Here is a 24,840-nt window from a genome sequence, read left to right on the forward strand (position 1 = left end):
AAGAAGCGGAGACGAGGTACGACGCTTTGGACGACAGCCACCCCCCCCCCCCCCTCCCCCCCCCCCCCCCTCTCCCCTTCCCCCCCCCCCCCCCTCCCCCCCCCCCCCCCCGCCCCCCCCCCCCCCCCCCCCCCCCCCCCCCACCCACCCGCGGACGAGCGGGGTCCCGGGGCGACGCCCCGGCAGGGGTGCAGGGGCGTCGCCCCCGGGAGGACCACCTGGGGTCAAACCCCTCAGTGGCCGCCCGCCGCCAGTTCCTTCGCCGCCTCCGTCAGGTCCTTCGCCGTGTCGATCGCGCGCCAGTACGCCCCGTGCGGCAGCGGATAGCCGGCCAGGCGGCGCTCGCGGGCCAGGCGCGGGAACGTGGTGCGCTCGTGGTCGCCCCGGTCGGGGAGGAGAGCGGTGAAGGCTGACGAGAACACGTACACGCCCGCGTTGATCAGGTACGGCGACGGCGGGGACTCGATGAAGTCCGTGATGTGGCCGAAGGCGTCCGTCTCGACGGCGCCCCACGGGATCCGCGGACGCGCCAGCGCCAGCGTGGCCGTCGCGTCGCGCTCGCCGTGGAAGGATGCCATCTCGCGCAGGGAGAAGCGCGTCCAGATGTCGCCGTTCGTGGCGTACCACGGCTGATCGGGGTGCGGCAGGTGCGCGGCCGCGTACTTGAGGCCGCCGCCCCGCCCCAGCGGCTCGTTCTCGACGACCGTCGTGACGCGCAGCGGCAGATCAGCCGAGTCCAGCCACTCCTGGAGCACACCGGCGAGATGGCCGCAGGAGATCACGGCGTCGGTGACGCCCTCCGCGGCCAGCCAGGCGAGCTGATGGCCGATGATCGGGGTCCCGGTGCCCGGGATCTCGACCATCGGCTTGGGGCGGTCGTCGGTGTACGGACGCAGTCGTGAGCCCTGGCCGCCCGCCAGGACCACGGCCTGCGTCGGGAAGGTCGAAGTCGTGCTCGCAGTCATGCGGTGAACGATAAGCGGTACGGCGGAGCCGGGGTCGCTCAGGACTCCTGGGCCACGCCCGACGCGAACGACGTGTCGCAGACGGGGCGCGAGTACGACTGGGCCTTCACGGGCCCGTACTGCTCCACGGCGGCCCGTCCGAGCGCCCGCGCGATCGACATGCAGTGCTGGGCGAGCGAGGGGCGCCGCTCCACCTCGCGCTGGAGGTGGGTGAGGGCGGTGCCGGGGTCCTTCTCCTGGAGTTCGACGAGGAGCGCGTCGCGCAGGAGGTCCTGCGGGGTGCGCGGCTTCGCGCGTACGGAGACGTCCTCGGAGGAGGCGGTCAGCAGCTGCGAGTCGCTGGTCCCGGCCCAGTTGACCCGGGTGACCGCGAGAGTCCCGGAGAGGACGAGGACGACGGGCAGGACGAAAGCTAGGGTGCGGCCGATTCGGCGGGCTGTGTGCGTCACGGAGGCGAGCGTAGCGGGGGGTGATGATTTGGCGACATTCAGTCACCCGGTCGGGGGATGGTTCGAGGCGGCTTTCGAATCCCGTGTTGACGAACGCAGTTCGAAATGGGCGGTCTGCCAGGGTATTTGTCGACAGCCGCCCGCCGGGCCCCGCAAGAGAAGAGCTCGGCAAATGAAGAGCCCCGCACCCCGGTAGGTGGGTGCGGGGCCGGCTGACGTGCCGCCGTACGTCAGTCGCTGAGGCGCTCGCCCGTCGAGGTCGAGAAGACATGCGTCTCGCCGGGGCGCGGGACCACGTGGAGCTGGGTGCCCTTCTCGGGGACCGAGCGGCCGTTCACGCGGACCACGAGGTCCTTCTGCTCGCCGCCGACCTCGGCCGTGCCGTAGACGTAACCGTCGGCGCCGAGCTCCTCCACCACGTTCACGGTGACCGCGAGGCCCGCCGGCTCCGCGTCGGAGTCCTTCGAGAGGGACTTGGCCACACCGCCGTTGTGCTCGACGATGTCGAAGTGCTCGGGGCGCACGCCGACCGTCACCGTGCGGTCGCCCCTGTCGGCGGCCGCGGACAGGGCCTCACGGCTCACCGGGACCACGCTGTTGCCGAACTTCACGCCGCCGTCGGTGATCGGGACCTCGACGAGGTTCATGGCGGGGGAGCCGATGAAGCCCGCGACGAAGAGGTTGGCCGGGCGGTCGTACATGTTGCGCGGCGAGTCGACCTGCTGGAGCAGCCCGTCCTTGAGGACCGCCACGCGGTCGCCCATGGTCATGGCCTCGACCTGGTCGTGGGTGACGTACACCGTGGTGATGCCGAGGCGGCGCTGGAGCGAGGCGATCTGCGTACGGGTCGAGACGCGGAGCTTGGCGTCGAGGTTCGACAGCGGCTCGTCCATCAGGAAGACCTGCGGCTCGCGGACGATCGCGCGGCCCATCGCCACGCGCTGGCGCTGACCGCCGGAGAGTGCCTTGGGCTTGCGGTCCAGGTACTCGGTGAGGTCGAGGATCTTCGCCGCCTCCTCGACCTTCTTGCGGATCTCCGCCTTGTTGACCCCGGCGATCTTCAGGGCGAAGCCCATGTTGTCGGCGACGGACATGTGCGGGTACAGCGCGTAGTTCTGGAACACCATCGCGATGTCCCGGTCCTTCGGCGGGAGGTGGGTGACGTCGCGGTCACCGATGCGGATGGCTCCGCCGTTGACGTCCTCCAGGCCCGCGAGCATCCGCAGGGAGGTGGACTTTCCGCAGCCCGAGGGGCCGACGAGGACGAGGAACTCGCCGTCCTCGATCTCGATCTCAAGCCCGTCGACCGCGGGCTTGGTGGAGCCCGGGTAGATCCGGGTCGCCTTGTCGAACGTGACAGTGGCCATGGGAGACCTGTCCCTTCACCGGCAGGAACGTGCCGGACGATCCGAGTAGAGGGAGAAGTGGTGTAGTCCACCTGAGTGGGCTGCCGGAGACGCTACCCGCCGATGTCCGATCTGTCAGCAGGGGGGAGAGGGGAACTTCCTGGAGCTCCCGATCGTGCTCTGTGTAGAGTGAGGGAGCCCTCGCGTGGGGGTGCGTCGCACACGCTGCCGCCTTAGCTCAGTTGGCTAGAGCGCTTGACTTGTAATCTTGAGGTCGTCGGTTCGATTCCGACAGGCGGCTCCACCGAAACACCGCGTAACACCGTGTCCCGGACCTTCCTGGTCCGGGACAATTGTGTTTCAAGGGGTGTGAGGGAAAAAGGGGTCGGGGAGCCGAATGAGTCGTCGTTCCAGCGGGCTGGCCGGGGTGTGGGCGGAGGCGCAGCGGCAGCAGCAGCGCCAGCAGGAGGCCCAGCACCGGGCGTCGGTCCAGCAGCAGCGGCAGCGGGAGCGCCAGCAGCGGGAGTACGAACGGGATGCCGCGCGGGTCCACCGCGAGCAGCGGGCGGCCTACCGGCAGAGCCGGGAGGCGGACGCCCGGCAGCGCTCGCAGGAGCTGGACGCGCGCGTGGAGGCGCTGACGGGGCTGCTGGCGGCGGGGTGCGCCGAGCCGCCGTTCCGTACGGCGGGTCTGCTGCGCGAGGAGGTCGTCGAGCCGTTCGCGCCCGGGGCGCTGGCGCAGCCGGTGGCGATGCCGGACCCGGCGCGCTACCAGGCCCAGGGCGGCTGGCGCCGCGCCCACGCCCAGCAGGAGGCGCAGGCCGCCTACCAGCGGGACTGGGACGCCGCGCAGCTGGCCGAGACCGAGCGGCGCCGCCAACTCGCCGACTACCGGGCGCGGTACGAGTCGTGGGCCCAGGGGCAGCTCGCCGAGGTACGGGGCCACAACGCGGGTGTGGCCGACCTGGTGAGCGGATTGCGGGCGGGCGAGTCCGACGCGGTCGTCGAGTACTTCTCGGCGGCCCTGTACGCGGCGTCGGCGTGGCCGGAGGGCTTCCCCCGCCAGGTGTCGTGCGCGTACGACCGGGGCGCCCGGCAGCTGGTGGTCGACTGGGAGCTGCCCGCCCTCGACGTGGTCCCGGCGGCCAAGTCCGTGCGGTACGTGGCCAGTACGGACGAGGAGCGCGAGTCCGCCCGCCCGGTCTCCCAGCGGCGCGCGCTGTACCGGGACGTGCTGGCGCAGAGTGTGCTGCTGGTGGTGCGGGATCTGTTCGCGGCCGACGAGTTCGGCGTACTGGAGTCCGTGGCGCTCAACGGCTTCGTGGACGACGTCGACCCGGCGACGGGCCGCCGGGCGGAGATCTTCCTGGCGACGGTGATGGTGGACCGGCCGGCGTTCCAGGGCCTGAACCTGACGCAGGTGAGCGCGGTGGACTGCCTGGTGGATGCGGTGCGCGGCCAGCTGTCGGCCCGCCCCGACCAGCGGACGGCGGTACGCCCGGTGCGCCGCCCGGAGGGCGTGGGCTCGGGCGTCCTCTCGCACGGCGCCGACTCCTCGCACTCCACCGAACCGGACCTGTTCGTGATGGACCCGATCGAATTCGAGTCCCTGGTGGCGGAGTTGTTCCGGGCGCGCGGGATGGGGGCGGTGACCACGCAGCGCTCCAACGACGGCGGGGTGGACGTGGAGGCGGTGGACCCCGACCCGATCAGCGGCGGCCGGATCATCGTCCAGGTCAAGCGCTACCGCAACACGGTCCCGCCGACGGCCGTCCGGGACCTGTACGGCACGGTCCAGGGCGCCGGGGCCAACAAGGGCGTCCTGGTGACGACATCGGGCTTCGGTCCCGGCTCGTACGCCTTCGCCCAGGGCAAGCCGCTGACGCTGGTGTCCGGGGCGGAGCTGGTGGACCTGCTGCACGAGTGCGGGCTGCGGGGCCGGCTGGGGGAGCGCCCGGTGCCGGCCCAGCGGGGCCCATCGGACACGCTGGTGGACGTCTCGGCGGGAGTGCCGGTGGACCTGCCGGCGGCCGACGAGTCCGCCGACTCCGCCGACTCCGCCGACTCCGACTTCAACGTCCTGGGCATGACGTGGACCGGGTCCGTCGTCCTGGACGTGTGCGCGCTGGTGTGCGCCGGGAGCCGGGTGCTCGACGACGACCACTTCGTCTTCTTCAACAACCGTGAGATACCCGGGGGTTCGGTACGGATGGTGCCCGGGGCGCTCGGCGACCGGGCGGCGGTCCGGGTGGCGTTCGACGCCCTGCCGCCCCGGGCGGACCGCCTGGTCCTGGTCGCCTCGGTCGACCCCGAGGCGAACCCGGACGCGGATCTGACCGGCTTCACGGACGCGGGCATCCGCCTGCGCGACGCGGCGGGCACGGAACTGGACCGCCTGGAGGTCTCGGACGGCCGCACCGGCGAAACGGCCCTGGTCCTGGGCTCGTTCCGACGCCGGTCGGGCGACGACTGGGACTTCGTGGTGGGCGGACGGGGGTACCGGGGCGGCTTGGAGGAGCTGATCGGGGACTTCGGGATCGAGGTGGAGTAGGCCCCACCCCGCCCCCTTTCCTGAACCCTCCGGGGACGGCGGGGGTGAGCGTGGGACACCCGGGGCCCCGCCCCGGACCCCGGGCGGGGGCTCCGCCCCTGCGCCCCCTCGCGGCCGGCCCGGCGGCCCCTCAATGCCGCCCGGAAAGCCGGTCGGCCAGGACTGCGATGCGGTCGGTGCGCGCCGCGTGCCTGGTCAGTTCGCGGCGGTCCGCCTCCCGGTACGCCGCGTACATCCCCTGTACGCCCAGCCAGCGGAAAGGTTCCGGCTCCCAGCGGCGGACCTTGTGGTTGACCCAGGGGAGCGTGGTCAGATCGGTGGGGCCGGACTGGCCGGAGTCCTGTTGGACCAGGTCGCGCAGGGTGCGGGCGGCGAGGTTGGCGGTGGCCACGCCCGAGCCGACATAGCCGCCCGCCCAGCCGAGCCCCGTAGAGCGGTCCAGGGTGACGGTGGCGCACCAGTCGCGCGGCACCCCGAGCACCCCCGACCAGGCGTGCGTGACCTCGACCCCGGCGAGCTGGGGGAAGAAGCGGAGCAGGATTTCGCGCAGGGCCTCGATCGTCTCCGGCTGCGTACGGCCGTCGTTGTCGGTGCGGGAGCCGAAGCGGTACGGCACGCCGCGCCCGCCGAGCGCGATCCGGCCGTCGGCGGTGCGCTGCGCGTACATGTACGCGTGCGCCATGTCGCCCAGCGTCTCGCGGCCCTCCCAGCCGATCGTCTCCCACAGCCCGTCAGGCAGCGGCTCGGTGGCGATCATGGACGAGTTCATCGGCAGCCAGGCGCGGCGCTGGCCCTTCAGGGACGCGGTGAACCCCTCGGTGCAGCGCAGGACGTACGGGGCGCGGACGGTGCCGTACGGAGTGACCGCGTGCTTGGGGCGGATCTCCGTCACCGGGGTCGACTCGTGGACGGTCACGCCCAGCGCCTCCACGGCCGCCGCCAGGCCCTTGACCAGCTTGACGGGGTGGATGCGGGCGCCGTGCGGGGTCCAGGCGGAGCCGACGGCCCCGGCGACCCGGATGCGCGCGGCCGTCTCACGGGCCCCGAGCAGCAGCCGGTCCTTCTCGCCGAATTCGAGCTCGGTGGTGTGGAAGGCCTTGAGGCGCTCCGACTGGGCGGGGGTATAGGCGACTTCAAGTACCCCGCCCTGGTGGACGTCCGCGTCGATCGACTCCTCGGCGGCGGCCCGCACGACCTCGTCGACCGTGTCGTTCATGGCCCGTTGGAGGCGTACGGCGGCCTCGTGGCCGTGCAGCTTCGCGTACCGGTCGCGGCCCGCGATGCCGTTGTAGAGCCAGCCGCCGTTGCGGCCGGAGGCGCCGTAGCCGCAGAAGCGGGCCTCCAGGACGGTGATGGTGAGGAAGGGGACGGCCTTCTTGAGGTAGTACGCCGTCCACAGCCCCGTGTAGCCGCCGCCCACGATGACGACGTCCGCCGTCGCGTCGCCGGTCAGGGGCTCGCGGGGGGCGGGGATGCCGTCCTGCGCGTACCAGAAGGAGATGCCGCCGTTGATCGTGCGCGTGCTCATGGGGCTTGTTGGTACACCGCCGGACGAGGCCTGTCCAGATGCGGAATCCGCAGGTACGGAATCCGCAGCCGGGGACGGGGGTCGCGCGGGACCTTCGTCCCTATGGGTGGTGACCTTCGGCGGGTCCAGCCCCACCGTCCTGATCGACGGCAAGCGCCCGCCGGGCGACGGCTCGGCCGTCCTCGACGCGGACGCCTTCGCGAAGGTGCTCAAAGGCGCCGGTATCTCCTGACGGTCCCCCGTGCTGCCGCCGCCGGATTCCAGGGCGCGCCACGCCCCCGTACGAGCGGGTAGCAGGCGAGCCCGACGAGTACGGACGTGAAGTGACCCAGGTCCGTGAAGGTGCGGCCGGTCAGGAGCGGGGTCCCGTACAGGACGAGGACACAGGCGGCGTACACGTATCGCCAGGGAGCCGCGATCCGGTAGGTCAGCACACCGACGACGCCCGCGAGGGCGTAACTGACGCCCACGTCCAGGGTGTTGACGGCCGAGTGCGGGGCGATGCCGTGGTGCACCGCCCACAGCAGCGCGCCCTCGCTGAAGTAGGTCGCGAGCACGTGCGCGAGGACGACGACCGCGAGCCAGCGGCGGGTGCCGAGCCAGCGTTCGGCCTGCGCGTGGAAGACGGAGTAGAGGACGGCGTACGGGAGCCAGTGGCCGCCGTCGATCCACAGGGCGCTGGTGATGAGCACCCGTAGGGGATTGCTGGACAGCTCATGGATGTTGGTGGAGCGCTGCCGCAGGAAGTCCTCCTCGAACTCCGGGGACATGTGGTGCAGGGCGATGGTGGTGACGAACAGGACCGCCAGCCAGAGGTACGTGCCGGGGGCGCTGCGGACGTAGCGCCGCACGGCGTGCACCGCGCGGCGCGGGCGCGGGCCCGTCCGGAGGAATCGGCTCATGGGCCGATTCACGCACGTGGGTAGGGTCGGGCGGGTGATCGACATCCCGGCGGGCTGGTCGCGACGCAGACGAGAAGCAACGGCGAGGCGGTTACGGGGCTGGTGAGGCCCTCCTGGTGGGGCGTCCCGGGGGGGGGGGCGTCCCGGGGAGCGGAACGCCCGCGACCGCTCCCCTGCCCCCGGGCTACCCTGCGGCCATGATTCGTACCGCAACGCCCGAAGACGTCCCCGTCATCCACGCCATGGTCCGTGAGCTGGCCGAGTACGAGAAGTGCCCGGACGAGGCGCGGGCGACGCAGGAGCAGTTGCACGAGGCGCTGTTCGGCGAACACCCCGCGGCGTACGCGCACATCGCCGAGACCGACACCGGCGAGCCCGCGGGCTTCGCGCTCTGGTTCCTCAACTTCTCGACCTGGCGCGGGGTGCACGGCATCTACCTGGAGGATCTGTACGTACGCCCCGAGCAGCGCGGCGGCGGCCACGGCAAGGCCCTCCTGACCGAACTGGCCCGCATCTGCGTGAGCCGCGGCTACGGCCGCCTGGAGTGGTCCGTCCTGAACTGGAACGCCCCGTCCATCGCCTTCTACGAGTCGCTGGGGGCGCGACCGCAGGACGAGTGGACGGTTTACCGGCTTACGGATGGGGCGTTGGGGGAGCTGGGTGGGGCGGAGTAAACCTCCGTCCGGACAGCGGAAGCCCCCGGCTGCTCTGCCACGGGGCGGGGAAGCCGGGAACGACTCAACTCACGGCAGGCTGCCGCGCCTACGAACTCGTACGCGGGTTGTGCGGTCATGGTCCATCCCTTCGCCATAGGGGCGGGGAATCGGTCCCCGCGCCGTTGTGCCCGGCTCCCCGGTCGGGACTGCCCCGCCGACGCAGGGCGTGTCCGCGAAGACGGGTGTCCGGAGGCGGCCGAGCAGGGCTGCCGCGATCAGCACCCAGAGGACTGCGGAAAGATGGCCAGCCGGCGAGTGGTGCCTCCCGCCCCGCTTCACCATGGGGTACGAGTACCAGCCGTAGAACGGCGAAGGCCTCCACAGCTCCTTGCGGGGGTGGGCGGGTACGCCCGGGTGTGTGCCGTCAGCCTGCGAGCTCCCGTTCCCCTGAGGTCAAGCCCGGGCCAGCCGCAGGCTCCGTACCGCCAGTGTCGCCGCCTCTATCCCGCTCGTGAACGCGACCTCCGACAGCACGCCCGGCGCCGCCACCTGGTCGCCCGCGAGGAACACGCCGTGGCCGCGGTCGACCGCAGGGCGGTCGCGCCAGGTGGTGCCTGGCAGGTCGACCGCCCCCGTACGCCCGGCCGCGAGCGCGTCGCGGCGCCAGGCGATCCGCCGGCGCCAGCCCGCGAAAGCGGCGTCCAGCAGCCGCTCCCCGCGCGCGACGCCGTCGGCCTTCGACTCGTGCGGGGCGATCGGGAACTGCGCCTGGAGCAGCTGGTGTCCGGCCGGGGCGAGGGTGCGGCCGGCAGCGGTGAAACGTTCGATCCAGCCCGGTGTCTCCAGGTCGGAGACGACGAACGGGTCGCCCCGGCGCGTGCTGAGCCCCAGGTCGAGCAGGGCGGTGCGGCCGCTGGTCCAGCGCAGCGAGTCGTCGCCGAGCAGGCGCCGGGCGGCGTCGAGGGAGGTGGCGACGACGACGGGCCCGTGGTCGTCGGGGAGCGCGTCCACGCGCGCGGTGGTCTCCACGTGCACCCCCAGCTCCCACGCGCGCGTGGCCATCCGGTCGACGAGCGCGCCCCACCCGCCCACCGGATAGCGGGCCTCGGGTGGCAGCGCGGCGGCGCGGTGCAGCCGCTCCTGGACGAACGCGGCGGAGAGCGAGCCCGGGTCGTGGTGGAAGAGCGCGACGGCGGCGTAGTTGGCGGCGGCGCGCGCGGCCTTGGGGCCGACGACACTGGCGGCCCAGGAGGCGAAGTCACGGTCCACCGGGGCGGTTTCCGGACTTTGCCGGGCCAGCTTGAGCAGGGCCAGAGGCGGAGTGTGGCGCAGCGAGCCGTCCCAGTGGAAGCGGAACCGGGCGGCTTCGAGCGGCGGTACGGAGACGACCTGCCCGAGCAGCCCGCGGTGTTTGAGCCAGGCCCAGTGCGGGCCGCCGTTGTAGAGCACGTGCGGACCGTCGTTGGTGAGGTAAGGGCCCTCGGCCGTACGCGCGCGTCCGCCCAGCGTGTGGTGCGACTCGTACAGGTTCACCCGAGCGCCGGACTCGGCGGCGGTGATGGCCGCGGTGAGCCCGGCGAGGCCGCCGCCGATGACGGTGATCCGGTCCATGACGCTCTCCTGTCGCTGTACGGGCACTCATCGTTAGAGACGGAGTAAGGAGGGTGGAATGTGACAGGAAGGGGTGGGGCGGTTGTCAGTGGCGTGGTCCAGCATGGAGTCATGGCGAAGAGGGCGAGCGAAGTGACGACAGTGCGGCGTCCGGAGGTGCGGCTGCCCCCGCTGGCACCACACGGACCGGCGGAACTGGAACCGGAGGGCGACTACGACGGCCTGGAGTTCCGGAACCTGGACCTGTCCGGCCAGCAGGGCACCGGCGCCCGCTTCATGGACTGCGGGGTGTACGGGTGCGTGCTGGACGAGACCCGCCTGCCCGGCACCCGTTTCATCGACACGGTGCTCTCGGGCGTACGGGGCGTGGGCACGGACCTGTCGCGCGCGTCCCTGCGCGATGTGGAGATCCACGACGTACGCATGGGCGGCGTGCAGCTCCACGGCGCGGTCCTGGAGCGGGTCCTGATCCGCGGCGGCAAGATCGACTACCTCAATCTGCGCGATACGGATCTACGTGACGTGGTCTTCGAGAACGTCGTCCTGGCCGAGCCGGACTTCGCGGCGGCGCGCCTGGACCGGGTGGCGTTCGCGGGCTGCGAGCTGCGGGGGGCGGACTTCACGGGGACCCGTATGAAGGATGTGGACCTGCGGGGCGCGGCGCTCCTGGACATCGCCCGGGGCGTGGACCGCCTGGCGGGGGCGGTGATCACGCCGTCCCAGCTGGTGGACCTGGCGCCGGCGTTCGCGGCGCAGGTGGGGGTGCGGGTGGTGGGATGAGGGGGCCCGATCCGCCCTGCTTTGCCCTAGGGCCTGTCCGGCGGATCTTGTCTGGGACGCGGGGTCCTGGCACGCCCTCCCCCAAGGCCTCAAGGGCCAGGGGGGACCTGGGACCCCCAGCGGCGTTGTCGTCGGCTGCCGACTCCCCCAAGCTCTCGAATTCGTTCGAGCAGGGGGACCCCCATCGCGTCGACGCCCTCCTCCGCCTTGCAGCATTGGGGTCTCCCCTGCTCGAACGAAGTTGAGAGCTTGGGGAAGCACCAGGACCCCGCTCACCAGGACCCCGCTCACCAGGACCCCGCTCACCAGGACCCCGCTCACCAGGACCGAAAGGCGCAGGCACCTCGCGGGTGACCAGATCCGCCGGACAGGCCCTAGTCCACCAGACGCGGGAAGCGGGACTGGAGGGTCCAGATGACCGGGTTCTCGGCGAGGTCGTCGTGCATGTCGCTGAGGTCGGCGATCACGTCGTGCAGGAAGTCGCGGGCCTCGCGGCGCAGCAGTCGGTGGCTGAAGGTGAGCGGGGCCTCGTCGCCGGGCATCCAGTCGGCCTCGACGTCCACCCAGCCGAAGCGGCGCTCGAAGAGCATGCGGTCGGTCGACTCGGTGAAGTCGATCTCGGCGTACTGGCTCCGGGAGGCGCGGCTGCCGCGTGGGTCGCGGTCGAGCGCCTCCACGGTGTCGCAGAGCGCCCACGCGAAGTCGAGCACCGGCACCCATCCCCAGGCTGTGGACACTTCGCGGTCCGCCTTGGTGTCGGCGAGGTAGACGTCTCCGCAGAAGAGGTCGTGGCGGAGGGCGTGTACGTCTGCGCGGCGGTAGTCGGTTTGTGGGGGGTCGGGGAAGCGGTTGGAGAGGGAGTAGCCGATGTCGAGCACGCTCGATGGTCCCACGGCGGGGGCGGGGACCGGGGCGCAGCCCCGGCGGGGGTATCGGGGCCGGAGCCCCCGTGAGCGGGGTGCAGGGACCGCAGGCCCCGCGAGGGGGCTGCAGGGGCGCAGCCCCGCTTGGGGGTCCGGGGCGTAGCCCCCGGACGGGGCCGAGCCGGAGGTCCATCAGGACGACGTCGGGCCGTACCCTGGCCGCCGCCGCGACCGCCTCCTCGCCGGTGCCCGCCTCCCCGACCACCTCGATGTCGGGCTCGCTTCCGAGCAGGGCGAGCAGCCCGGCCCGTACGACCGCGTGGTCGTCGCACAACAGGAGCTTCATCGGACTCCCTCCAACGGAATCGCCGCCGTCAGCACCGCACCCTCCCCGGCCGCCAAGCCCACCGCCCAGCAGGCGGACGCCGCCGGCCGCACCCTCACCCACTGCACCCACCTCACCGTCGTCGCCGCGACCAAGGCCGCCACCGCCGCCCCCGACGCCGTCCGCAAGGAGAACCAGCGCGTCTCGGTCGCCGTCGTCGACCGCGACGGCAACGCCGTGGTCACCCTGCGCGGCGACGGCGCGGGCCCGCAGTCGTACGAGTCGGCGGAGCGCAAGGCGTACACGGCCGTCTCCCGGAACGCCCCACGTCCGTGCTGGCCGGCCGCCTCGCCCGGGCGCCCAACCTCAAGGACGTCCCCGGCACCCTCTTCCTCGCGGGCGGCGCGCCCGTACAGGCCCAGGGCGCCCCGATCGCGGGCATCGGTGTCGCCGGGGCCCCGAGCGGCGGCCTCGACGAGAAGTTCGCGCAGGCGGGCGCGGCGGCGCTGACGAAGTAACGTCCGCCCGAGGGTGGCGGGGCTGTCGCGGTAGCTGTTTCCAGCCCGGCCCCCGCATCCCCAAGCCCCCCGCGCGCCCCGCCCGTAGGATCGCCCTGTGGATCACCGCAGCGCGATACGCCGGCTCGCCCTCCCCGGGGCCGTCCTGCTCGCCCTCGGCGGCTGCACCGGCGGTGTGGAGGGCAAGCCCGGGGCGGCGGGGGTGCGGGACGGGCTCTTCCCCAAGCTGGGCAACGGCGGCTACGACGTCGAGCACTACAGCCTCGTGCTCGACTACGACCCGGCCCGCAACCACCTCACCGGCACCGCCACCCTCACCGCCCGCGCCACCCGCGACCTCAGCGCCTTCAACCTCGACTTCGCGGGGATGGACGTGAACTCCGCGACGGTCGGGGGCGAGCGCGCGGACACCAGCCGGGCGGGCGACGAGCTGACCCTGCGCCCGGCGGACGAGATCGAGAAGGGCGCGCGGTTCCGTACGAGCGTGGCCTACTCCGGGACCCCGAAGACCCTCACCGACCAGGACGACGCGCACGAGGGCTGGCTGCGGACCGCCGACGGCGGCGCGCTCGCGCTCGGCGAGCCCGCCGGGTCGATGACGTGGTTCCCCTCCAACAACCACCCCAGCGACAAGGCCACGTACGACATCAGGATCACAGTGCCCCAGGAGCTCACGGCGGTCTCCAACGGCGAGCTGAAGTCGAAGGTCACGGCGGGCGGTCGCACCACCTTCACCTGGCACACCGGCGAACCGATGGCGAGCTATGTGGCGACGGTGGTGATCGGCAAGTACGACGTCGCCAAGGAATCCAAGACACCGTCAGGACTGCCCGTCTACACGGCAGTCGACCCCGCCGCGTGGAAGGAGACCGCCGACGTGGTCGGCAGGCTCCCGGAGATCGTCGAGTGGGAGAAGGAGAACTTCGGGCCGTACCCCTTCTCCTCCACCGGCGTGATCGTCGCCCCCGAAGGCTCGGCCGAGTACGCCCTGGAGACCCAGAACCGCCCGGTGATCCCCGCTGACCAGCTCGACAACGAGACCCTCGTCCATGAGCTCGCACACCAGTGGTTCGGGGACTCGGTCACGCCGAAGCGGTGGAAGGACATGTGGCTCAACGAGGGCTTCGCGACGTACGCGGAGTGGCTCTGGAGCGAGGACCACGGCGGCAAGTCGGCGCAGGCGCACTTCGACGAGGCGTACGCCAAGGCGGCCGGCGCCGAGCTCTGGGCGTTCCCGCCCGCCGAACCGCCGTCGGCCGCCGAGGTCTCGAACGAGCCGGTGTACGAGCGCGGTGCGATGGTGGTCCACAAGATCCGCCGGGCCGTCGGCGACGACATGTTCTACGACATCGTGCAGGGCTGGACGAAGGAGCACCGGCACGCGAACGCCTCCACCGGGGACTTCACCCGGTTCGTGGAGGAGGAGTCCGGCAAGGACCTGACGGATCTGTGGGACACCTGGCTCTACGGGGACGGCAAGCCCAAGTCCCCGTAGAGCACTGCCCGGTGGCCGGTTACTTCACATTGACGGCGGTCCAGGCGGCCGCCACCGTCTTGTACTCGGTGCTGCTCGCTCCGTACAGGTCGGCCGCGGCCTGCAGGGTCGTGGTGCGCGCCTTCGCGTAGTTGGTCGTCGACGTCATGTACGTGGACAGGGCCTTGTACCAGATCTTGTACGCCTTGGCCCGCCCGATGCCGGTGACCTTGGAGCCGTCGGACGTCGGGGAGTTGTAGCTGACGCCGTTGACGACCTTCGCGCCGCTGCCCTCGGACAGCAGGTAGAAGAAGTGGTTGGCGACGCCGGACGAGTAGTGCACGTCCTTGTTGCCGACCGTGCTCGACCAGTAGTCGGCCGACTGGCCGTCCTTGCTCGGCTTGTCCATGTAGCGCAGCGGGGTGCCGTTGCCGCGGATGTCGATCTTCTCGCCGATGAGATAGTCACCGGGGTCGCTGGCGTTGTTCGCGAAGAACTCCACCGACGTGCCGAAGATGTCGCTGGTGCCCTCGTTGAGGCCGCCGGACTCCTTGCTGTAGTTGAGCTTGGCGGTGGCGGCGGTGAGGCCGTGGCTCATCTCGTGGCCCGCGACGTCGAGCGCGGTGAGCGGCTTGAGGTTGTTCTCGCCGTCGCCGTACGTCATGCAGAAGCAGCTGTCGTCCCAGAACGCGTTGACGTACGCGTTGCCGTAGTGGACGCGGGAGTACGCGGCCTTGCCGTTGCCCGCGATGCCGTTGCGGTTGAGCTCGGCCTTGTAGAAGTCCCAGGTCACGGCGGCGCCGTAGTGCGCGTCGACACCGGCGGTCTCGCGGTTCTGCGGGGTGCCGTCGCCCCAGGTGTCGGTGGCCTTCGTGAAGAGGGTGCCGGTGCCGGAGGAGCCGTGCTTGAGGTCGTACGTCTTGTGCCCGCCGCGTCCGGCGTCCGTGAGGCTGTACGTGGTACCGGACTTGGACGTCCCGAGGGTGACCTTGCCCGAGTACTCGCTGGTGCCGGTCCCGGTGTCGATGGCCTCGTACGAGTAGAGCTCGGCCCCGGTCGTGGCGTCGGTGATGACATGGCGCTCGCTGGGGGTGCCGTCGCGCTGGGTCCCCTTGAGGACGGCCTCGTACGCCAGGACGGGCGTGCCGTTGGCGGCCCAGACGACCTTGCGGGCGTTCGCGGGGGCGCCCTTGAGCGAGACGCCGGAAGTGGCGACGGCTATACGGGCTTCGGTGCCCTTGCTGACGCCCTTCAGGCTGCCGTCCTTCTTGGTGTGGACGACGAGGTCGCCGCCGAGGACGGGCAGACCGTCGTACGTACGCTCGTACCGCGTGTGCACGGTGCCGTCCACGTCCTTGACGACATCGCGTACGACCAGCGCCTCCTTGGCGCCGAGCCCGATCTGGCGGGCGGCGGCGGGGGCGGCGGCCTGGGCCTCTTGGACGGCGCCGGCGCGCTCGGCCACACCGAGCACGCGGGCGCTCGCGCCCGCCTCGCGGTCGGCGGCGCCGGCACTGGTACCGGACTGAACGCCGACGACGACCATTGCGGCAGTAGCGGCAAGAGCGGCGGCACGCAGGGAAGTTCTCACTGAGGGGTCTCCTTCACTCGATCCGTTGCGCGGTGGGGTGCGCGGTGGGGGGTGGTGCGAGTGGGTGGTGCCCATGCAGGTGCGTGGGGTGCATCTGCGTGTGGTGCGTGGGGTGAGCGTGCCAGCAGATGACTACTTTTTGACAGGGTACCGACAAGTATTTGACTGGAATGTGTCCGTCAGGGGGTGCGGGGTGTCCGGTAAGCGATGCGAATTGCCCTGCGGGGTGGTCGGGTTGGCGTGTACCGGAGGGCGGCCGGGGGGGGGTGGTTCATGGCGCGCCGAAGCCCCCGGCGCTTGTGCGCCGGGGGCTTCGGGGGGTCTTGGTGGCGGGTGCCGGGGACTTAGACGTTGACGCCGAAGTCCTGGGCGATGCCGACCAGGCCCGAGGCGTACCCCTGGCCTACCGCGCGGAACTTCCACTCCGCGCCGTTGCGGTACAGCTCGCCGAAGACCATCGCGGTCTCGGTGGCGGCGTCCTCGCTCAGGTCGTAGCGGGCGATCTCGGTGCCGCCGGCCTGGTTGATGATGCGGATGAACGCGTTGCGGACCTGCCCGAAGTTCTGCGAGCGGTTCTCCGCGTCGTAGATCGAGACCGGGAAGACGATCTTGTCGACGTCGGCGGGGAGGCCGGCCAGGTTGACGTTGATCTGCTCGTCGTCGCCCTCGCCCTGGCCCGTGACGTTGTCACCGGTGTGGACGATGGTCTGGTCCGGGGTCGCCTTGTTGTTGAAGAAGACGAAGTGGGCGTCCGAGTAGACCTTGCCCGCCGGGTTGACGGCGATCGCGGAGGCGTCGAGGTCGAAGTCGGTGCCCGTGGTCGTGCGGACGTCCCAGCCGAGGCCCACCGTGACGGCGGTCAGGCCCGGGGCCTCCTTGGTGAGCGAGACGTTGCCGCCCTTGGACAGGCTTACAGCCATGGGAAGTCCCTTTCATCGTGATGTGCGGGCTACGGTCGTTCCCGAAGCTACCGTCACCCCTCCTAACGTCGGCAGGGCATGCCGGGTTCCAGTTGGCTTTACTTTCTTTGCCCGGCCTGTGTCAGTACGTGCGTGCAAAAGCGGGTGACGTCGTCCCTCGCACAGGGGACCATGGAGCGCATGTCCGGGCCCTACTTCATCCGCGGCTCCGTCTCCCTTCCGGAGGCCGAGCTCATGTGGCGTTTCTCGCGGTCCTCCGGACCCGGCGGGCAGCACGTCAACACGAGCGACTCGCAGGTCGAGCTCCGGTTCGACCTGGGGCGTACGGAGGCGCTGCCGGAGGTCTGGAAGGCGCGGGCGCTGGAACGGCTCGCGTCGCGGCTGGTGGGCGGCGTCGTGACCGTACGGGCGTCGGAGCACCGGTCGCAGTGGCGGAACCGGGAGACGGCGGCGGTGCGGCTCACGGCGCTGCTCGCGGAGGCCACCGCGCCGCCGCCGAAGCCTCGGCGGGCGACGAAGATCCCTCGCGGGATCAATGAGCGGCGGCTGCGGGAGAAGAAGGCGCGGGCGCAGACGAAGCGGGGTCGCACGGGGCGCGACTGGTAGTGGGGTGAGGTGGTGGGCTTCCTGCGGGGCCTGCGGCCCGACCTCCTTGCGGGGCCCCCGACCTCCTTGCGGGGCCCCCGACCTCCTTGCGGGGCCCCCGACCTCCTTGCGGGGCCTGCGGCCCCTGCACCCCGCCATGTGGCTGCGCCACCGGTACCCGGACATGGGCGGGTCGGTCACCGGGGGCTTCGCCCCGGGCCCCCTTGCGGGGGCTTCGCCCCGGGCCCCCTTGCGGGGGCTTCGCCCCGGGCCCCCTTGCGGGGGCTTCGCCCTCTGCACCCCTCGGGGCTTCGCCCCGGGCCCCCGTTCGTCTGCGGGCTGTCTTCGGCTGGTCGCGCAGTTCCCCGCGCCCCTTAGGGGCGGGGCTTCGCCCCGGCCCCCTGTGGGTGGGTCGACAGGGGCTCCGCCTCTCTCTCCCCCGCCCCGGCCCCCTGCGGGGTGGGTGCCCGAAGGGGAGCCCCCTCACCCCACCTGCCTGTACCGCCCCCGGAAATACGCCAGCGGCCGCCCCTCCGCACTCGGCAGGTCCACCCCCAGCACGCGCGCGATCACCAGCGTGTGGTCGCCCGCCTCTACCCGTTGTTCCGTGCGGCATTCCAGGGTCGACAGGGCGCCGCCCACCAAGGGGGCGCCGCTGAGGGGCCCCCTCTTGTAGGGGATGTCGTCGAAGAGCAGGCGGTCGCTGATGCGGCCCTTCATCGCGAAGCGGCCCGCGATGTGGCGCTGGCTCTCCGAGAGGACCGAGACCGCCCACATGGGCTGTTCGGCGAGCAGGTCGTCCATGCGGGAGCCGTTGCGCACGCTCACCAGGACCAGGGGCGGGTCGATGGAGACGGACAGGAATGCCGTGGCCGTCATGCCGACGTCCTCACCGCGCGGGCCGGCGTCCTCGTCGTGGGCGGTCACCAGCACCACCCCACCGGCCAGCCGGGACATCGCGGCGCGGAATTCGTCATTGCTCACCCCCTCAGCATGGGGGGTCTGCGACGGCTGGGACGGGAGAGCTTGGAGAACGTCTGTCTGCAACACGGACAGAACGCTAGTCTCCGGGTCGACGCCGCACATCGGGCCCTGGGACCAGAAAGGTCCTAGGACCGGGGGAGGTGGCGGGCGCGGGGCCGCCATCCGGGTCCGCGCCCCGTTTCCCGCGCCGATGCGGCCCATCCGGCCACACCGGATGCACTGCAAACTCCCTCGCCGGACCACCCCCCACCCGGCCCAAAAACCGGCATTAACGCCTGTTTGCATTCCGGAATTTCGCGGAGCGCTCCCACCCCCCGCGCGGTGCCTGTCGTCACCCCGTGTGACTTGAGTCACAGAGCGGAGTAATTGTTGACCCTGTGTACCGAGTGAGCAGCTCGCTGTGATTCAGTGACGGGGACGCTGCACAAAAAGCGCCCACATGGTAGCCAGAAGCCGGGCCGGAAGCCGGAGAAGAAGCGCGCCGAATCAGGATCCTGGAGTTGCTGTCGAGGTCTCGGGGAGAGCGAGCAATGGAGACCGAGTCGGAGCCGTACGTCCGTCTTGCGACCCTGCGGCAGCTGCATCAGGTGGTCACCGACCTGAACACGGCCCGCAGTCTGGCGGACACGCTGCAGACCGTCGCCGACGGCGTCATCGCCGGGCTCGGCTACGAACTGGCCTGCGTCAATCTCGTACGCCCTGACGGCGATCTGGTAGTCGCCGCCTTCGCCGGGAACGCCGCCGCCGAGGCTCTCATCACCGGGCGCGTCGGCTCCCGTGCCTCCTGGGAGCGGCGCCTCACCATGGGCGAGGGCTGGGGCGACCTGAGGTTCATCCCGCACACCGAGGGCTGGGTGCTCCTGGAGGACGACGTCCCGCAGTGGTACACCGAAGGGCCCGAGCCGCGCTTCGAGGACGAGTGGCACCCCCAGGACCGCCTCTACGCGCCGATGTACGCCTCGGGCGGCGGGCGGGAGCTCCTCGGCGTCATTTCCGTCGACAAGCCGCGCAACGGGCGGCGCCCCGGCGCGTGGGGGCGCGAAGCGCTTCAGATGTACGCCTCGCAGTCGGCCATTGCGATCAGCAACGCCCGGCTTCGCGCAAACATGCAGCGCGCGCTCGTCCGCCTGGAGCGGGAGCAGCAGGCGCTGCGGGCCAGCGAGGAGAGCTTTCGGCAGGCCTTCGAGTACGCGCCGTCCGGCATGGCCATCGCCGAAATGGGCGGTGACCAGCACGGACGCCTGCTGCGCACCAATGACGCGCTCTGCCGGCTGCTCGGCCGGCCCGCCGCGGTGATGCGGCGCTACTCGTTCGCGGACCTCGTCCACCCCGAGGACATCGGGCTCCTGCTGCGCACCTCGGCCGAGGGCGGCCGCGCCGAGCTGCGGCTCGGGCGGCGCGACGGCTCGTATCTGTGGGTGTCCCTGCGCAACTCCGTCGTCGCCGATACCGCCGACGGTCCCCGTTTTCTGCTCACCCATGTCGAAGACATAGAGGAGCGCAAGCGACACGAGCTCCAGCTCGCCCACCGCGCCTCGCACGACTCGCTCACCGGCCTGCCCAACAGCGCCGAGCTGCGCGCCCGGCTCTCCGCCCGGCTCTGCCAGCGGCCGTACGCGGTGGGCGCGAGCGCCGTGGAGGCGCTGGACGCGGCGTACGGCGGGGCGCAGGACGGGCGCGGCGAGACCCCGGGACACGCGGTCTGCGCCCCCGGCGGCTTCGACTTCGACCCGGTGCCGGGCGGCGGCCCCTTCGACCACCACGTGCACATGGTCGCCCCCGAGGGCGATGTCGACGACGGCACCAAGGGCCTCGCGGTCCTCTTCTGCGACCTCGACGGCTTCAAGTCGATCAACGACCGGTTCGGCCACAACACCGGCGACGCCGTCCTCATCGAGGTCGCGCGCCGGCTCACCACCGGCGTGCGGGACGGGGACACGGTCGCCCGGCTCGGCGGCGACGAGTTCGTGGTCCTCGCCGACGGCCTGGGCGCGGCCGACGCTGCCGACCTCGCGGTCCGGCTGCGCAACGCGATCATCCCGCCGATCCGGGTGGACGGCCGGGCGGTCCGGGTGGGGGCGAGTTTCGGTATCAGCTGGGCCAGCTGCGGGATGTCCGTCGAAGAGGTCCTGCGCTCCGCCGACCAGCGGATGTATATCGAGAAGCGGTCGCGCGCGAAGGTCCACCGGCGGGCCGGATAACACCTCGCCCGATTCCGTGCGCCCCGGCCGGTTCCCGGGCTCCGGGACGAGGTCGCGGCCATGGTGTCGGCTGTTCGGGGTAGGCTCGGCCGGTCGGCGACGGCTGGCGAACAGTGAGGAGTGACCCCGGATGACGCCCGGCAACAACGGCGCGAGCACGCCCGAGGACGACGATCCGTTCGGCTATCTGTACGAGGACGGGCAGGCCTCCGGCGCCACCCCGCCCCGCTCCGGCGGCTACGGCTACCCGGGCCCGAGCGCCCCGCAGCAGCCCGGCGTGCCCAGAACCTCGTACAACCAGGTGCGGACGGTCGGCGAGCGCCAGTACGGGCAGGTCCCGCAGCAGCAGTACGGCCAGCCGCCGCAGGCCCCTTACGGACAGCAGTCGCAGCAGTACGGTCAGCAGCAGTACGGCCAGCCCACCGCCCAGTACGCGGCGCCCGAGACCTACGGCGGCGCTCCCAGCCGGCCCGGCCCCCCGGCCGACGGCGGCGGCCGCGGCAGCCGTGGCCCCAACACCAAGGGCCTGCTGATCGGAGCGGTCGCGGTGGTCGCTGCGGTCGTCATCGGCATCGGCGTGGCGCTGCTCAGCAACGGCGACAGCAAGAAGGACGACGACGCGGGCAAGCCCGCGGGCGGCGGCTCCACGGGCACCTCGCAGCAGCCGTCGAACCCGCCTTCCGACTCGGCGTCCGCCCCGGCGGCGGAGCTCCCCAAGCAGGACGCGGCGACGCTGAAGCTGGGCGGGAGTGCGGTGCTGGCCAAGGACGTCAAGGGTGCGCAGGGGACGGACGGCGCGTACGTCAGCGGCTTCAACCAGATCGGCGCGTCGCTGACGTGGCAGGCCGACCTGCCGTCGTCCGGGGGCTACTACCTGTATGTGCGGTACGCCACCCCGGCGAAGGAAGCGAACGCCACGGTCACGGTCAACGGCAAGCCGAACGCGCAGCCGGTCCGGCTGGGGAACTTCATAGGGTCCTCGGACCCCAACCTGGAGAAGAACTGGCAGACCACCTGGACCCAGGTGACGCTCAAGCAGGGGCAGAACACCATCAAGTTCTCCTGCGAGCAGGGGAACCAGTGCGACGCAGTCTTCGACTGGGTCGAGATCAGTAAGACGAAGAAGCAGTACTGAGCGGCCCTGGGGCGTCTGTCTGCTGACCGTGCGTGGCTGGGCGCGCAGTTCCCCGCGCCCCTGAAGGCAAAAGGCAGGGGGTGCGGGTCAGCCCGGGATGTTGCTGACCCGTACCTGCGTGAGCAGCCTCTCGTACGCCTCCGCCTCGAATTCCCCCGCCACCGGCGCCAGCACCGTCGCCGCCGACAGTGCTACCGCCCGTGTCAGGCGGTCCGGCCACGGCAGGTCCTCCACCAGGGACGACAGCAGGGCCGCCACCGCCGAGTCGCCCGCGCCCGTGGGGTTGCCCCGGACCGGGGCCGGTGGGGTTGCCTGCCAGGTGCCGTCCGGGGTGATCGCGACCATGCCCTCGGGGCCAAGTGAGGCGACCACCGCGTGCGCGCCCCGGCGGCGGGCGTCGCGGGCCGCGCGCAGGGGCTCTCGGGAGCCGGTGAGGCGGGCCAGTTCGTCGATGTTGGGCTTGATGAGGTCGGGGCGGGCCGCCAGGCCGCGCCGCAGGGGCTCGCCGCTGGTGTCCAGGAGCACCGGGACGTGCGCCGCGCGGGCCCGGCGTACGAGGTCCGCGTACGCGCCGACCGGGACCCCGGGCGGCAGGCTGCCGCAGAGTGCCACCGCGTCCGCCTGGCGCAGCAGCGGCTCGTACGCCGTGAGGAACGCCTCCCACTCGGCGGCCGTGATCTGCGGGCCCGGCTCGTTGAGCTGGGTGGTGTCGCCGGTGGCCGTGTCGACGACCGCGATCGTACGGCGGGTGGTCCCGGTGACCGGGACCAGCGCGTCGACGGGCGCGAGCGGGGCGAGCAGTTCGCGCAGGACCGCGCCGGTGCGGCCGCCCGCGAAGCCCGTGACGACGCTCTCGTGGCCGAGCGCGGCCAGCACCCGGGCGACGTTGAGGCCCTTGCCCCCGGGGCGCTCGGTGACCTCGTCCACGCGGTGACTGGCGTGCGGGACGAGCTCGGGGACCCGGTAGGTGATGTCGAGTGCCGTGTTCAGCGTGACGGTCAGGATCACGAGGTGATCATGCCAAACGGACGGTGGCCGGCCCAGACCCCACAGCCCCGGAATCCGGCCACCCGTCCCGCAGAGGGGGCCAGGGCCTGTCCCGCGGATCTGGTCGGCACGCGGGGGTCTGCCGGACAGGCCCTAGCCGAGCGCCGGCGCCACGATCCATTCGCCGCGCCGCATCACGCCCTTGAGCGCGAACCGCTCGTCCAGGACCACCAGGTCCGCGTCCTTGCCCGGCTCCAGCGAGCCGGCCTTGTCGTACACGCCGAGCAGCCGCGCCGGGTTGGCGCTGAGCGCGCGGACGGTGTCCTCGACGGAGAGGCCGTCGACGGTCACCGAGCGCCGGAAGGCGCGGTCCAGGGTCAGGGTCGAGCCCGCGATCGAGCCGCCCTCGACGAGCCGGGCCACGCCCTCCTTGACCTCGACCTCCAGCGGCCCGAGGTGGTACAGCCCGTCTCCGAACCCGGCCGCGTCCATGGCGTCCGTGATGAACGCGACCCGGTCGGCGCCCTTGTGGTGGAAGGCGAGTTCGAGCGAGGCGGGGTGCAGATGCGTGCCGTCGTTGATCAGCTCGACGGTGATCCGCTCGTCCTCCAGAAGGGCGGCGATCGGGCCGGGCGCGCGGTGGCCGAGGGCGGGCATCGCGTTGTAGAGGTGGGTGGCGACGGTGGCGCCCGCGTCGATCGCCTCGACGGTCTGCTCGTACGTGGCGTCGGTGTGGCCGATGGCGGCGATCACGCCGTGCTCGGCGAGCAGGCGTACGGAGTCGAGGCCGCCGGGGAGCTCGGTGGCGAGCGTGAACATCTTGGCGGTGCCCCGGGCCGCGTCCATCAGCTTGCGGACCTCGGCCGGGTCCGGGTGGCGCAGCAGGTCCTCGCTGTGGGCGCCCTTGCGGCACGGCGAGATGAACGGGCCCTCGAAGTGGATGCCCGCCAGGTCGCCCTGCTCGACCAGCTCGGAGAGCAGCCCGGCCCGCTGGGCCAGGAAGTCCATCTCGCCGGTGACGGTGGAGGCGACCATGGTGGTGGTGCCGTGCAGACGGTGGGTGTGGACGCCCTTGAGGACGTCGTCGACCGTGCCGTTGGTGAAGGAGGCGCCGCCGCCGCCGTGCACGTGCATGTCGACGAAGCCGGGCACGACCCAGTGGCCGGTGAGGTCGACGCGCTCGGCGGCCTCGGGCGCGCTTCCGGCGATCTTCCCGCCCTCGACGATCACGCGTCCGTTCTCGACGACCCCGGTCGGCAGGACGACGCGAGCGCCGGAGAGAACCTTGCTGGTGGCCATCAGGCGGTTACCTCCGTGGAGTGGGTGGTGCCGGCGTCGGTGCCGGGAGAGGAGTGGGGGCCGGAAGCGGGTGCGGATGCGGTGCCGGTGGTGTCGAGCAGGTCCCAGGCGAGCAGGCCCGCGCCCAGGCAGCCCGCCGTGTCGCCGAGGGCCGCCGGGACGATCGCGGGCAGCTTCTGGAACGTGACGCGCTCCTCTACGGCCGCCCGCAGCGGTACGAACAGGGTTTCCCCCGCTTCGGCGAGTCCGCCACCGATGATCAGGGTGCGGGGGTCGAGCAGGGTGAGCGCGGTGACCAGGCCGTCCGCGAGCGCGTCGACGGCGTTCTGCCACACGGCGGCCGCCCCGGGGTCGCCGGACTCGACGGCCTTGGCGCAGTCGGCCGCGTCCGCGTCCGGGTCGCCGCTGGCCTCGGCCCACGCCTGGGTGACGGCGGAGGCGGAGGCGAGGCGCTCCAGGCAGCCGCGCTGGCCGCAGCCGCAGGGGATGCCGCCGGGTCGCACCACGATGTGCCCGATCTCGCCCGCGTAGCCGTGGGCGCCGGGCTCGATGCGGCCGTCGATGCCGATGGCCCCGGCGATGCCGGTGCCGAGCGGGATGAACAGGAAGCGGTCGGCGCCCTTGCCCGCGCCGATCCGGCCCTCGGCGAGGCCGCCGGTGCGTACGTCGTGGCCGAGGGCGACGGGCACGCCGTCGAGCCGCTCGCTCAGCAGCCGCCGCATGGGGACGTCGCGCCAGCCCAGGTTGGCCGCGTAGACCGCGATGCCGCTCTCGGCGTCCACGATGCCGGGCACGGCGACTCCGGCAGCGACGGCGCTCTCGCCGAGGTGCTCCTCGCCGTACGCGCGCAGCTCGGCGGCGAAGTCGAGGATGGTCTCGACGACGGCCTCGGGGCCGCGCTCGCGGCCGGTGGGCCTGCGCGCCTCGTACAGCAGCCCGCCGTCCACCCCGATGAGGGCGGCTTTCATCCCGGTGCCGCCCACATCCAGGGCGATGACGTGTCTCACGGGGGACAGTCTCGCGCGTTCACCCATGAAAGGTCTAGTCCACTCACCGGGCGGCGGGTAAGCGTTTTCCCAAGTGCCGCCCGGAGTACGGCCGTACGGGTGGGGCGGCGGCGGCAGAAGTTGCGCAAGTGATATCCAACTGGTGTAGACCTCAGCCCCGGCC

The 24,840-nt window shown here is 72.0% G+C and carries 21 protein-coding genes, 1 tRNA gene and 2 pseudogenes; 10 read left to right on the top strand and 14 right to left on the bottom strand.

From position 1 onward, the window contains the following. Window positions 1-233 precede the first annotated feature (233 nt). From ACZ499_RS02620 to ACZ499_RS02630, 3 genes are all read right to left on the bottom strand, one after another. Window positions 234-965, bottom strand: a complete 732-nt coding sequence (locus tag ACZ499_RS02620) for a nucleotidyltransferase family protein (protein ID WP_385547547.1) — start codon at window positions 963-965, stop codon at window positions 234-236. Between the two features lie 38 nt (window positions 966-1,003). Further along, a complete protein-coding gene (locus ACZ499_RS02625) occupies window positions 1,004-1,414 on the bottom strand; it encodes a hypothetical protein (RefSeq protein WP_468671427.1) in 411 nt (136 codons plus the stop codon). A 230-nt stretch (window positions 1,415-1,644) separates the two neighbouring features. Beyond that, window positions 1,645-2,781: an ABC transporter ATP-binding protein gene (locus tag ACZ499_RS02630; protein WP_468671429.1), complete on the bottom strand. Its 1,137-nt coding sequence runs from the start codon at window positions 2,779-2,781 to the stop codon at window positions 1,645-1,647. Between the two features lie 206 nt (window positions 2,782-2,987). Here ACZ499_RS02630 and ACZ499_RS02635 point away from each other — a divergent pair. Then, a tRNA-Thr gene (locus ACZ499_RS02635) sits at window positions 2,988-3,064 on the top strand. Window positions 3,065-3,157: 93 nt separating this feature from the next. After that, a complete protein-coding gene (locus ACZ499_RS02640; protein WP_468671431.1) occupies window positions 3,158-5,311 on the top strand; it encodes a restriction endonuclease in 2,154 nt (717 codons plus the stop codon). A 130-nt stretch (window positions 5,312-5,441) separates the two neighbouring features. On the opposite strand, the gene ACZ499_RS02645 is transcribed toward ACZ499_RS02640, so the two are convergent. Then, complete coding sequence (locus ACZ499_RS02645) at window positions 5,442-6,839, bottom strand: NAD(P)/FAD-dependent oxidoreductase (RefSeq protein WP_468671433.1); 1,398 nt, start codon at window positions 6,837-6,839, stop codon at window positions 5,442-5,444. Between the two features lie 109 nt (window positions 6,840-6,948). Between ACZ499_RS02645 and ACZ499_RS02650 the strand changes: the two genes are divergently transcribed. Next, window positions 6,949-7,071, top strand: coding sequence for a hypothetical protein (locus tag ACZ499_RS02650; protein ID WP_468671435.1), 123 nt, complete (start codon window positions 6,949-6,951; stop codon window positions 7,069-7,071). On the opposite strand, the gene ACZ499_RS02655 is transcribed toward ACZ499_RS02650, so the two are convergent. Further along, window positions 7,049-7,741, bottom strand: coding sequence for a rhomboid-like protein (locus ACZ499_RS02655; protein WP_468671437.1), 693 nt, complete (start codon window positions 7,739-7,741; stop codon window positions 7,049-7,051). The genes ACZ499_RS02650 and ACZ499_RS02655 overlap by 23 nt on opposite strands. A gap of 197 nt (window positions 7,742-7,938) precedes the next feature. Between ACZ499_RS02655 and ACZ499_RS02660 the strand changes: the two genes are divergently transcribed. Beyond that, complete coding sequence (locus tag ACZ499_RS02660; protein ID WP_468671440.1) at window positions 7,939-8,415, top strand: GNAT family N-acetyltransferase; 477 nt, start codon at window positions 7,939-7,941, stop codon at window positions 8,413-8,415. Window positions 8,416-8,850: 435 nt separating this feature from the next. Here the strand turns inward: ACZ499_RS02660 and ACZ499_RS02665 are convergent, their stop codons facing one another. Then, a complete protein-coding gene (locus ACZ499_RS02665; RefSeq protein ID WP_468671442.1) occupies window positions 8,851-10,008 on the bottom strand; it encodes an NAD(P)-binding protein in 1,158 nt (385 codons plus the stop codon). 111 nt (window positions 10,009-10,119) lie between these two features. Between ACZ499_RS02665 and ACZ499_RS02670 the strand changes: the two genes are divergently transcribed. Further along, the gene (locus tag ACZ499_RS02670) at window positions 10,120-10,788 is read left to right on the top strand and encodes a pentapeptide repeat-containing protein (protein WP_468671444.1); all 669 of its coding nucleotides are present in this window, start codon (window positions 10,120-10,122) and stop codon (window positions 10,786-10,788) included. Window positions 10,789-11,162: 374 nt separating this feature from the next. On the opposite strand, the gene ACZ499_RS02675 is transcribed toward ACZ499_RS02670, so the two are convergent. Together ACZ499_RS02675 and ACZ499_RS02680 are read right to left on the bottom strand one after the other, a co-directional pair. Further along, window positions 11,163-11,666: a hypothetical protein gene (locus tag ACZ499_RS02675; protein ID WP_385547565.1), complete on the bottom strand. Its 504-nt coding sequence runs from the start codon at window positions 11,664-11,666 to the stop codon at window positions 11,163-11,165. Window positions 11,667-11,826: 160 nt separating this feature from the next. Beyond that, a pseudogene (locus ACZ499_RS02680) lies at window positions 11,827-11,997 on the bottom strand (response regulator transcription factor); the annotation flags it as partial. Window positions 11,998-12,015: 18 nt separating this feature from the next. On the opposite strand from ACZ499_RS02680, the pseudogene ACZ499_RS02685 reads away from it, so the two are divergent. Together ACZ499_RS02685 and ACZ499_RS02690 are read left to right on the top strand one after the other, a co-directional pair. Further along, a pseudogene (locus ACZ499_RS02685) lies at window positions 12,016-12,494 on the top strand (GlcG/HbpS family heme-binding protein). 97 nt (window positions 12,495-12,591) lie between these two features. After that, a complete protein-coding gene (locus ACZ499_RS02690; RefSeq protein WP_468671447.1) occupies window positions 12,592-13,989 on the top strand; it encodes a M1 family metallopeptidase in 1,398 nt (465 codons plus the stop codon). Between the two features lie 19 nt (window positions 13,990-14,008). Here ACZ499_RS02690 and ACZ499_RS02695 read toward each other — a convergent pair whose 3' ends face one another. Both ACZ499_RS02695 and ACZ499_RS02700 read right to left on the bottom strand, forming a co-directional pair. Further along, on the bottom strand, window positions 14,009-15,514 hold the full coding sequence (locus ACZ499_RS02695) for a M4 family metallopeptidase (protein WP_468672074.1): 1,506 nt from the start codon (window positions 15,512-15,514) through the stop codon (window positions 14,009-14,011). Window positions 15,515-15,903: 389 nt separating this feature from the next. Next, window positions 15,904-16,479, bottom strand: a complete 576-nt coding sequence (locus ACZ499_RS02700; RefSeq protein WP_468671451.1) for a TerD family protein — start codon at window positions 16,477-16,479, stop codon at window positions 15,904-15,906. A 171-nt stretch (window positions 16,480-16,650) separates the two neighbouring features. Between ACZ499_RS02700 and arfB the strand changes: the two genes are divergently transcribed. After that, on the top strand, window positions 16,651-17,085 hold the full coding sequence (arfB, locus tag ACZ499_RS02705; RefSeq protein ID WP_468671454.1) for an alternative ribosome rescue aminoacyl-tRNA hydrolase ArfB: 435 nt from the start codon (window positions 16,651-16,653) through the stop codon (window positions 17,083-17,085). Between the two features lie 462 nt (window positions 17,086-17,547). Here the strand turns inward: arfB and ACZ499_RS02710 are convergent, their stop codons facing one another. Then, entirely contained in the window at window positions 17,548-18,150 is a 603-nt protein-coding gene (locus ACZ499_RS02710) for a flavin reductase family protein (protein WP_468671457.1), read from the bottom strand. Window positions 18,151-18,578: 428 nt separating this feature from the next. On the opposite strand from ACZ499_RS02710, the gene cdgB reads away from it, so the two are divergent. Together cdgB and ACZ499_RS02720 are read left to right on the top strand one after the other, a co-directional pair. Beyond that, entirely contained in the window at window positions 18,579-20,249 is a 1,671-nt protein-coding gene (gene cdgB / locus ACZ499_RS02715; RefSeq protein WP_468671459.1) for a diguanylate cyclase CdgB, read from the top strand. Window positions 20,250-20,379: 130 nt separating this feature from the next. Further along, window positions 20,380-21,384, top strand: a complete 1,005-nt coding sequence (locus tag ACZ499_RS02720) for a CBM35 domain-containing protein (protein ID WP_468671462.1) — start codon at window positions 20,380-20,382, stop codon at window positions 21,382-21,384. 87 nt (window positions 21,385-21,471) lie between these two features. On the opposite strand, the gene ACZ499_RS02725 is transcribed toward ACZ499_RS02720, so the two are convergent. The 3 genes from ACZ499_RS02725 to ACZ499_RS02735 all read right to left on the bottom strand — a co-directional run bounded on the left by ACZ499_RS02725 (window position 21,472) and on the right by ACZ499_RS02735 (window position 24,677). Beyond that, window positions 21,472-22,392, bottom strand: coding sequence for a 1-phosphofructokinase family hexose kinase (locus ACZ499_RS02725; RefSeq protein ID WP_468671464.1), 921 nt, complete (start codon window positions 22,390-22,392; stop codon window positions 21,472-21,474). A gap of 132 nt (window positions 22,393-22,524) precedes the next feature. Then, window positions 22,525-23,670, bottom strand: coding sequence for an N-acetylglucosamine-6-phosphate deacetylase (gene nagA, locus ACZ499_RS02730; RefSeq protein ID WP_468671466.1), 1,146 nt, complete (start codon window positions 23,668-23,670; stop codon window positions 22,525-22,527). Then, window positions 23,670-24,677: an ROK family protein gene (locus tag ACZ499_RS02735; protein WP_468671468.1), complete on the bottom strand. Its 1,008-nt coding sequence runs from the start codon at window positions 24,675-24,677 to the stop codon at window positions 23,670-23,672. Before ACZ499_RS02735 ends, nagA begins: the two co-directional genes overlap by 1 nt. Between the last annotated feature and the right edge of the window lie 163 nt (window positions 24,678-24,840).

Source organism: Streptomyces sp. NPDC031265, assembly GCF_055570295.1.